At 59.2% G+C, this 9,652-nt stretch carries 9 protein-coding genes; 3 read left to right on the top strand and 6 right to left on the bottom strand.

What is annotated here, in order from left to right; translation table 11 throughout:
* Window positions 1–1,235, top strand: a 1,235-nt coding sequence (locus Q0G18_RS07870) for an aldehyde ferredoxin oxidoreductase C-terminal domain-containing protein (protein ID WP_297151694.1), incomplete at its 5' end; no start/stop codon positions are given.
* Between the two features lie 287 nt (window positions 1,236–1,522).
* Entirely contained in the window at window positions 1,523–1,915 is a 393-nt protein-coding gene (locus Q0G18_RS07865; RefSeq protein ID WP_297151690.1) for a (deoxy)nucleoside triphosphate pyrophosphohydrolase, read from the top strand.
* A gap of 163 nt (window positions 1,916–2,078) precedes the next feature.
* Here the strand turns inward: Q0G18_RS07865 and Q0G18_RS07860 are convergent, their stop codons facing one another.
* Together Q0G18_RS07860 and Q0G18_RS07855 are read right to left on the bottom strand one after the other, a co-directional pair.
* Window positions 2,079–3,488 carry a hypothetical protein gene (locus Q0G18_RS07860; protein WP_297151687.1) on the bottom strand — a complete coding sequence of 470 codons (1,410 nt, stop codon included), beginning with the start codon at window positions 3,486–3,488 and terminating at the stop codon, window positions 2,079–2,081.
* Window positions 3,488–4,111, bottom strand: coding sequence for an iron-sulfur cluster assembly scaffold protein (locus tag Q0G18_RS07855; RefSeq protein WP_297151683.1), 624 nt, complete (start codon window positions 4,109–4,111; stop codon window positions 3,488–3,490). Before Q0G18_RS07855 ends, Q0G18_RS07860 begins: the two co-directional genes overlap by 1 nt.
* Before the next feature lie 287 nt (window positions 4,112–4,398).
* On the opposite strand from Q0G18_RS07855, the gene Q0G18_RS07850 reads away from it, so the two are divergent.
* Window positions 4,399–5,901 (top strand): LuxR C-terminal-related transcriptional regulator, encoded by a 1,503-nt coding sequence (locus Q0G18_RS07850; RefSeq protein WP_297151680.1) that lies wholly within the window; start codon window positions 4,399–4,401, stop codon window positions 5,899–5,901.
* Between the two features lie 155 nt (window positions 5,902–6,056).
* Here Q0G18_RS07850 and Q0G18_RS07845 read toward each other — a convergent pair whose 3' ends face one another.
* The 4 genes from Q0G18_RS07845 to Q0G18_RS07830 form a co-directional block, all read right to left on the bottom strand.
* Window positions 6,057–7,235, bottom strand: a complete 1,179-nt coding sequence (locus Q0G18_RS07845; protein WP_297151677.1) for a pyridoxal phosphate-dependent aminotransferase — start codon at window positions 7,233–7,235, stop codon at window positions 6,057–6,059.
* Window positions 7,236–7,250: 15 nt separating this feature from the next.
* Window positions 7,251–7,697 carry a universal stress protein gene (locus tag Q0G18_RS07840; protein ID WP_297151675.1) on the bottom strand — a complete coding sequence of 149 codons (447 nt, stop codon included), beginning with the start codon at window positions 7,695–7,697 and terminating at the stop codon, window positions 7,251–7,253.
* A 134-nt stretch (window positions 7,698–7,831) separates the two neighbouring features.
* Window positions 7,832–9,061, bottom strand: a complete 1,230-nt coding sequence (locus tag Q0G18_RS07835; protein ID WP_297151670.1) for an ATP-binding protein — start codon at window positions 9,059–9,061, stop codon at window positions 7,832–7,834.
* Window positions 9,062–9,232: 171 nt separating this feature from the next.
* A partial coding sequence (locus Q0G18_RS07830; RefSeq protein WP_297151666.1) for a TSUP family transporter occupies window positions 9,233–9,652 on the bottom strand: 420 nt, incomplete at its 5' end.

Raw genomic sequence — 9,652 nt, 5'->3', positions numbered from 1 at the left:
AGAAGTACACCATCAAGATGAACGGCTGCCACAGCTGCCCGATTCACTGCTACTCCGACATGCGCGTCCCGAACTCCAAGGCCAACGGCGGCTACGAGATCACCGGCAACACCTGCGTGCCGAACTTCCCGTTCTCCATCTATATGACGAAGATCTTGGGCGACCACACGTCGATCAAATCGGGCACCGAGGACGGCCTCATCTGGGACCAGGTCGTCGGCGGCACGATGGACGATCTGGGCATGTGGTGCAACTACGCGCAGATCTACCGCGACATCGCGCACTGCGTTGCCAAGGGCATCTTCGAGAAGAACCTGCCGGCCGATGAGTACAACATGTTCGACTGGAAGAAGTTTGAGAACAACGACCCGACCATCATGGTCGAGCTGCTCACGCACATCGCCAAGAACGACAACGAGATGTCCTACCTCGGCCATGGCCCGATCGTGTGGTGCAAGCGCTGGAACGACATGGAGTGGTTCGACACCACGGCAAGCTGCCTCATCAACTACCGCGGCTGGCCGGTTCACCACGCTATCGAGTCTTACGGCCAGGTCGGCGGCCTGCTGAATATGATCTTCAACCGCGACCCGATGATTCACTCGCACCAGAACATGCTGCAGTGCGGCCTTCCGCATGAGCTCAAGCAGGAAATCGCAGCCGAACTGTGGGGCGGCGAGGACGCGCTTGACAAGGAGAAGAACTACACGCCGATGAACGAGCACAAGGCGAACTTCTGCTGGTGGTCCATCGTCACCGACGTGCTGCATGACTCGCTCACGCTGTGCAACTGGGTGTGGCCGATGGCTCAAAGCCCCTCGAAGAGCCGCAACTACCGTGGCGACCTCGACCTCGAGGCGAAGTTCTACAAGGCTGCCACCGGCAAGGACGTCACCACCGACGACCTGTACAAGGCTGCCGCGAAGATCATCACGCTGCAGCGCGCGAACACCGCTCGCGGCATGAAGGACAAGAACGGCAACATGGGTTGCAACGACTTCCGCAACATCCACGACGTCATGACCGAGTGGCCGTTCACGAAGGACCCGGACAAGCAGCCCTTCACCGAAGGCACCGACAAGATGGAGAAGCAAGACTTCCAGAAGGGCCTCACGATGCTCTACGAGAAGTTCGGCTGGGACAGCGAACTCGGTTGCCCGACGGCCGACTGCCTCGAGTACTACGGCATGAGCGACGTCGAGGAAGACCTCAAGAACCTGAACCTCCTTCCGTAAGCGATGCGACGAAGGCGGCGGCTTGCATGGCGCGAAGCCCCGAGCCGCCGCAAACCTCCCTGAATGAGTCGCATCCGACGTAGAAGGTAGCCCTACCCGCAAGAAGAGCCTCTTCGGAGGCTCTTCTTGTTGTTGGGGAAAGATGCGCGAGCGCCCGTACCCCCGCCAGGCACCCACTGCCGTTCCCATGCGCAGAATGCGAGAATATCGCGAGCAGATCTTTGCCTGCCCGCCTTTTCAAGCTACGATCGAAACCGAAATCGCGCAAGCATCTGGGAGGCACGGAAATGAAGACCATCGACGTAGTGGCAGCCATCATCGAGAAGGGTGACGAAATCCTCGCGACCCAGCGAGGCTATGGGGAGTTCGAGGGCGGATGGGAATTCCCGGGCGGAAAAGTCGAAGCAGGAGAAACCCCTGAACAGGCAATCGTCCGCGAAATCAAGGAGGAGCTCAACGCCGAAATCGCGGTAAGGGATTTCCTCGTGCAGGTCGAGCACGATTACCCGACGTTCCATCTGAACATGAAATGTTACCTCTGCACGCTTAAGGACGCATCGTTTCAACTGCTTGAACATCACGCCGCGAAGTGGCTCGACCTCGCGCACATCGAAAGCGTCGACTGGCTCCCTGCCGACGTGAAGGTGGTTCGCGCCCTGGAGAAGCGCAGCGAGCTTTAACCGCAGCCGCCGTCGGAGAGCTTAAGCCGCCGAGGAGGGGCAACAACCCCGGCACCGGTCGGCTAGCTGCTCGCGGCTGCACGGACGACTGGCGGGCGCGGGCAGAAGCGGGCGGCAGGGCAAGCGCGCAAAACTCGGTGCCCGCCCCGCTGCCACGCAGTTGTTACACGTTCGAGAGGCGCTCCACCGACCGATATTCCGCGAGGGATTCGGCAAGCGTGCGATCCATATAGAGCGTCGAGAAGAAGTAGACGTCGCCGTTGGAGGCTTCGCAGCGTTCGATGTCGGGGTACTCGCCCGACTTCTGGAGCTCGGCCCACGTGTCCTCGACCTTGCTCGCGCTCATGCGGAAGGGAGGGTTGGCCAAGTCTTCCGCAGCGAAAGGACGAGGATAAATGCGCCCGTCCTCGCGCACGCAATCGACAAACGTTGCCATTGGATTGTCCTCGGCCGCCAGAAACGCCCAGTGCGCATAGCTCTTCGTCATGAGGTCGGAGTCGTACAGGTAGTAGCTGTGCTGCCCCACCAACGTGACGATGTGCTCGCAGTGGATCTCCTTCTTCACCGGCGCGGCGTCCTCGTCGGGCACCAGCACATATTCCCCCTCAAGTTCCACGAGCTTGTAACCTTCGGGAAGCTTCAGGCCGGCGAAGGGGCCATCGTCGGCTGCAGCAGCGTCCGTCGAAGGCTCAGCAGAGGCTTCGGGTGCGGCAGAAGCCGTCTCGCTCACGTGGGGCACAGGAGCCTCCATTGCGTCGGCGCGCACGGAGGAATCGGCCATGACCTGGGATGACGCGGAGGACTCAGAAGCGGTAGCAACATCGGCGGGCTGGTCAGGAGCGACCTCGGCAACGGGGGCGGCGGCCTTATCCGCAGCGGTGCCAGATGCCAAACCTGCCTTCCCCGCCTCGGCCTCGGACGCCTCGCGCGCAGCCTTCTCCGCGGCCGCCTTCTCGTCTTCCTCGATCTGCTTCAATCGACGATTGGGGATCTTCGGGGGAACGCCCACGGCGCGCGTGGCCGACCGGACAGAGTTCGCCTTGCGCGCACGCTCCGCCTTTTCCGCCGCGATTTCGTCCTTGTGGTCGCGACGGTAGTCCTCGAGGTACTCGTACACGAGCATCTCGAACTCGTCTGAAGTCATATGGCCGGGGATTAATCCCAGGTCAACCCATCTGCTCGGCACAACGAGCTGGCTGTCGGAGGATTGGCGGCGCACATCGTCGAACACGTCGGCGAGCGCATTGTTTTCGGCTAGCTCGCGCTCTTCGGGAGTGGGCTCTGCCTGCTGCGCCTCGGAGGAGTCGTCAGCTTCGGGTGCCGCAGCTGGCACGTCACCTTCTCCTGTCTCACCAAGCACATCGTCCGAAGCAGCCGAGTCGACCGCACCCGCGGTACCGGTCGCAGCAACCTCGGACGCACCAGCTTCGGGAGTCGCGCTGGCTTCAGCATCCGAGCCTTCCCCACAAGAAGCCGCATCGGGACCCTCGTCGCATGCAGCCTCCGTCAAAATTCCCTGCGAGAGCCCTTCCTCGGGAGCTGCCGCCGCAGCCTGCGTATCCTCAACAGCCATTACGCATCCGCCGCCTTCGCACGCGCTTCGTCGACCATCATGTCGAGGCGCGTGTCGCGCAACGAGCAGTGCTCGCACAGAAGGCACGCGACCAAGCTCGTATCGCACGGCAACTTCTCGTTAAGTTCGGCGAGCGTTATGCCGCCGCGGTAATACCAGTCGCCAATCAGACCGCGCACGCCCTCGACCGCGAACACTGTGGTATGCGCTTTGTCGTAGGGCACGCCGTCGACGGCAGCCTTCACGTCGTCGGGCGTGATCGCAAGCGCCTCCGAGAACGTCTTGCCCTCGATCATCGCGCAGATGACGCTTGCGCAGGCGGTCATGGCAAGGCATCCACGCGTCTTGAACCCAGCGCGCAGGAAGCGAGGCTCACCACCGTCTTCGGGCTCGCCGACAACGGCGAACAGGCGCAGCGCCACTTCGCCGCGCTTCGATTTGCCCACCATGGATTCCGCGTTAAAGCCCTCCGGTTTGCCAGAGTTGGTGAAATTGGCAACGATCGACAGCAGCGTGTCGGAATACCCCGCAACGCCTTCGTCGAGATTCGTTTGATACACGTCGGCAGTGCGAATGAGCGCGCGCTCGGCTGGTTCACGATAAATGTCTCGTCCGTCCCCCATAGCTTCCCTCTCCCTCAACCGAAAATCTTGATTTACGGATAATCATGTCAAGACTCCGAATCGAAACAAATTGATGCTATTATGATGCCAGTTTTTGGCAGGGGGACATACCCTCTTTGGGGATAAAAAACAATCGCGCCTGTTCAAAGGCCGCTATGAAAGCAGGGGATAGCATGACTGGAAAGACGAACCAATCGTCGCCTTCCCTTTCGTGCACCCAAAATCAAAAGACTCCTTCCGAAGAATCCACAGTCTTTCCAGCCGAAAAAATGGAGAGCATCAGTGCTGTGATTGTCCGGCACAAACCGCTCGCTTGGTCGATTCTGGGTCTTGCCCTTTGCCGCGCGGGGCTCATCATCGGCAGTTATGGCAGCTATCGTCACAGCGACGAGGGCGTCTTTTCCGACGGAGTCATGCTCGTCGCGCTCGCGATTTTAGCGGTGCTGTGGCTTCTGATTGCCATCACAAAGTGCCATCTTTCGCATCGCGTCGTGAGGGGCATCGCCTTTGCATCGATTCTCCTTGAGGCGTTTTCCCTCGTCATGACAGGTCTGCTGGAAATCGGGCCTGCTGAGACGAATACGGCCGCGAACCACTTTCTTGCAAGCACGCTTTGCACATTGGGCGGCCTCGCTTGCATGTCGTACTGGCTGCGCCGCGCACGCGATTGCACCGCGACAACCGCCGTCATATACGCATTCGGCGCGCTGTTTGTAAGCGAGCTGCTCATCTTTGCCTCGATATTCATGGCGAAAGGCATCTCCAGCTTCTACGCAGTGGCGCTTGTGCTGCTGCAGTTTCCCTGCATAACGCTCGCCCGAAAGAAGCCCCTCGCCTGCGACATCAAGACGATTTCCAGCGAGAACGACTTCTTCAGTTTCACGAAGAACACCATGACGTCGAAGGTCTTCCTCGCCACCATCTCCGTGAGCATCGGCGTGCTTGCGTGTGCCGACGGCTTTTTGCGCGGGTACCCCGATGGATCGCCGATCGCATTTCGGGCGACAACGCGATTCGCCGATCTTGTACTTATCCTCGCATTTTGCGTCGCGATTATCTTGTTCGCGTGCAGGCGGCACCATCGCGTCATGACCGTCGGCATCTTCGTCGTCATGGAAGCGCTCGCCTGCATCGCTCTTTTGTGCTATTCGGCTTGGCCCGACGCGCTCGATATCGGCGCCATCTTCACGACCAACCTCAATGCGCTGCTCGTCGCCTTCTCGTGGTACATCATCCTCGCGTTCATGAGCTACGGCTGGCGCTGCCCTTACTACTATGCGATTGCTGGATGGATCGTCTGGCTCGGATGCCGAGGCATCGCCCGCATCACACTCATCAATGTGACGGCAGTGTCGCAAAACGACCTTCTGATGCTCGCCGCCGTGTTCACGATGATCGTGATTTCGACCCAGGTCGCATTCATTAACTTCCTGAACGTGCGCAAATTCGAGGCCATACCCGAAGAAGAGATGGCCCATCAGCAAGAGGCTGCGCAAGCAAGCCCCGTCGTAAAAATCATGGGCCTCGACGAGCATCACGAAAGCCTGGCCGATGTGCGGCAGGCCACTATGCGCCACAACGCTGAAGAGGTCGGCAAGCAGTTCCTGCTTTCCGAGCGAGAGATCGAAGTGCTTTCGCTTTACGCACTCGGCTGGACGCAAAAGCGCGTGGCTGAGGAGCTGTTCATCAGCCCGGGGACGGCGCATGCCCACATCAAGCGCATCTACGCGAAAACCGGCCTGCACTCGCGCCAGGAAATCCTCGATTACATGGAGAAGTACACGTCCTAGGGTTGCGGCCTGGGGCAGAGACTGGACCCGGGGTCTCGCTTCGGGGTCAGGGCGCCTGGCGGAGACGGGAACGCACACCCGAAGCAAGGGCACAACAAAAAGGGCGGTTCGCGACCGACTTGCCGCGAACCGCCCTCGGCCGAAAGCCAAGCGCGCTACTTATATTCCTCCATAAGCGCCTTGAAAGCGGGCATGGAGCGTTTGATGACATCGGCGGACACGCAGTAGCTGATGCGCACCCAGCCGTGGGACTTGAAGCACGTGGCGGGCACAAGCAGAAGCTCATGAGCCTTCGCCTTTTCGCAAAACGCCTCGTCATCGGGCTCAAGCGCGCGAACCCACAGATAGAATGCCCCATCGGGCTCGACGAACTCGTAGCCCAACTCGGAAAGGCCCTTCGTGAGCAGCTCGCGGTTTGCGCGATAGGCCTCGACGTCGGAGGGCTCGTTCACGCATTTCTCCATCACACGCTGGAACAGCACGGCCGTGCAGATGAAGCCAAGCGCGCGACCCGCGCCACTCACCGCCGTGTAGACCTCCTTCGCGTTGTCCATGAGGTTGGACACGTAGATGTAGCCGATGCGCTCGCCCGGGAGCGACAGCGACTTGGAATACGAGTAGCAGACGATGGTGCGCTTGTAAATCGTGGGCACGTAGGGAACCTCGGCACCATAGGTGATCTCGCGGTACGGTTCGTCGCTGATCAGGTAAATCGGGTGTCCATACTCCTCTTCCTTGCGCGAGAGCAGCGCAGCGAGCGCCTCGAGATTATCGCGCGTGTAGACAGCGCCCACCGGGTTGTTCGGCGAGTTGATGATGATGCCCGCGGTCTTCGGCGTGAAGGCGGCATCGATGGCGTCGATGTCCATCTGGAAATCGGGCTCATGCGCCGGCACCTCAATCGTCGTGCAGCCGGCGGTCTCGGCCCACACGGCATACTCGGGGAAGTACGGAGCGATCACCATGATCTCGTCCCCGGGATTGGTAATCGCATAGATGCTGATGGCGAGGCCAGCGGCGGCGCCAGCGGTAAGATAGACCTGGTCGGCCGTAGCTTCGATGCCGAAACGGCGGCTGATATTGTCGGCCACTGCCTGACGCGGGCCGGCAGCGCCGGGAGACGGCGTGTAGCCGTGGAGCGCGCAGGGCGGCTCCTTGATCAGCTCGGCGATGGACTCGGCGACGGAGTCGGGCGCTGGGACACTCGGGTTGCCGATGGAGAAGTCGAACACGTTCTCCTCGCCGATCTCGGCCTTGCGCTTGAGGCCGTAGGCGAAAAGCTCGCGAATCTTGTTAGGGGCGGAGCCGAGCTCGGTCGCGCGTTGGTTGAGCATGGAGAACCTTTCTAACTACGCTTTGACGACATGAACGTCGCAGCGAACAGTGCGGATGAGATACTTTGAGACGCTGCCGACGAAGGCGTACTGCATATTGGACAGGCCGCGCTCGCCGCAGATGACGAGGTCGGGCTTGAAGGGCTCGATGAGCTGCTCGGACAGCGTATCGGTGATGCGGCCGGCGCGCACCTGAAGATCGACCGATTTGATGTCGGGGTTCTTCCTCGCCTCTTCCAGGATGTCGGCAAGGTCGGCCTCGAGCTGCTCTTTGCGCGACTCGCACAGCGCGTCGAAGTCGGCGCCGTTCGCCTCGAACGGAACGGAGTCGACGACGTGGCCGAACAGCAGGTCGGCGTTATTGGCAGCGGCGATCGCGACAGCGCGACGCGCGACGATATCCTGCGTTGATCCGCCGTCGAGCGATGCGAACACGCGCGGGAACAAGTGAATGGCAGACATGGCAGTCCCCTTTCGTTAAAGCCTTGAATCTAGACGCCATTGTACGACTAAATGGGGTCCATCACAGAAAAGTTTCCCGAGCGAAATAATAGGATAGAAACGGAGCAGAGCAAAAAGAAACCCCAAGCATTCCTCTACCTATCCAGCAGCCAATCGATGACGTTTATTATGGCAACCCCCTCTTCAGTCACGCCACATCGAAGGCGATCGGCTGTCAAGATAAACTTGGGCCACGAGTCGCCAATCAAGCGGAGAGGGAATATTTCCCGTTCATACACCCCCTGGTCAACAAGCGATTCCGTCACCTGTATATACATCCGCTTCTGCGCGCGTTCGGCGACGAAGTCGACTTCCCCAACGCGAAGCGAGCCCACCGACACGCTCCAGCCACGTCGCAGAAGCTCGTTGCAAACCACATTTTCAATCTGAAAGCCAATGTCCCCCGAGACGAATCCACTTGCGAGGTTTCTCAATCCCGTATCCACCGGGTAGAACTTACGCTGCGGACGCAAAATATCCTTGCCCGACAACCCGACCTGCTCGCACGCGTGAAGGATCAAAGCATCGACCAACGCACGTAGATACGCTTCCACTGTTTCGATTCGAGTCTTGCGACCGTAGCTTGTCAGCGTGTTGGCAATCTTGTTCGCAGAGAAAAGCGACCCCGAGGTTGTGAACACGTAGCGAACAAGCTTCGAAAGCAAGTCCACATCACCGATTTTCGTGCGTTCCACCACGTCATTGAGGATAATCGTTTCGTACACCGTACGCAGCAGCTGGGCCATACGATCCTGGTCTCGTTCTTTTTGGTGAAACAAGGCCGGCATGCCTCCGTAACGCAAGTATTCCGCAAATGCCGAGTCCTCATTCGGGAAATGCACGTCGTAATAGGAAGAGAAAGAAAGATACTCGGAAAGCGAAAGCGGCTGCACCTTCATCTCCACATAACGCCCCCCTATAAGCGTTGCAAGATCGGAAGAGAGGACATAGGCATTTGACCCCGTGATATACACATCGGTATTCGGCCTTGTGTGCAGCTGACGAACAACGCGCTCCCAGCCGTCTACGTCCTGAATCTCATCGAGAAGCACATAGAACGGCTTTTCAGGGTCGCTCTTTTCGATTGCAGCCGATATCTCGTTCACCAGCCATTCGGCGTTCGGGTTCGTCGGCATGCCGAATAAGTCCATGCGCCGGTAGAACACGTTGCCCGCCCCGACGCCGCTATCGAGCAGGTCGCCTTGGAGCCACCGCAGTAACGTCGATTTGCCGCAGCGACGAACGCCCACGAGAACCTTAATGTCCTCGGTATTGCGAAGCGCTTTGAGCTCGTTTTCATAAGTGGGGCGGGGTGCGTATTCCATGATTCATGTCTTCCGTTAAAATCTCGGTTGCAATAGAGATTTTAACATGATTGAAGCGAAATCTCTATCGCAACCGAGATTCTTACTGTTTTGGAAGGAAATCTCTATTGCAACCGAGATTTTCGTTTTGTTGAACGAAGTTCTCTATTGCAACCGAGATTTTTCTCCCCGCTAGGACGTGATGAGCAGCACGAGGCCAACCAGCAGCAGCAGGACGTAGGTAAGTTTGAGGAACTTCTCCTGGCTGATGTGCTTCTGGATGACCTGGCCCAGGATGTTCGCCACGATGGCGATGGGGATGCAGATGCCCACGGTGAGCACCACATCGCCCGTGAAATGCCCCTGAGTGAAGGCAAGCAGGGCATACAGAAAGTTCAGGATGGCCCACAACGCGGAAAGCGTGGCGCGGAATTGCTGCTTGTCCTTCATCTTCTGCACGGCGTAGATAACGAGGAACGCCCCACCCGACACGAACATGCCCTGGATGAGCCCAGCCGCCGCGACGATGATCGCGAGCAGCCATTTCGGCAGGAACCGCTGCTCTTTGGACAGCAGGTTGCGGATGCCGATGAACACGATGATCGCCCCGTA

Source organism: uncultured Ellagibacter sp., from assembly GCF_934636505.1.
Classification (GTDB): domain Bacteria; phylum Actinomycetota; class Coriobacteriia; order Coriobacteriales; family Eggerthellaceae; genus Ellagibacter.
Note: the sequence above shows the minus strand (reverse complement) of the source record. Positions and strands in the feature narration are given on the sequence as shown.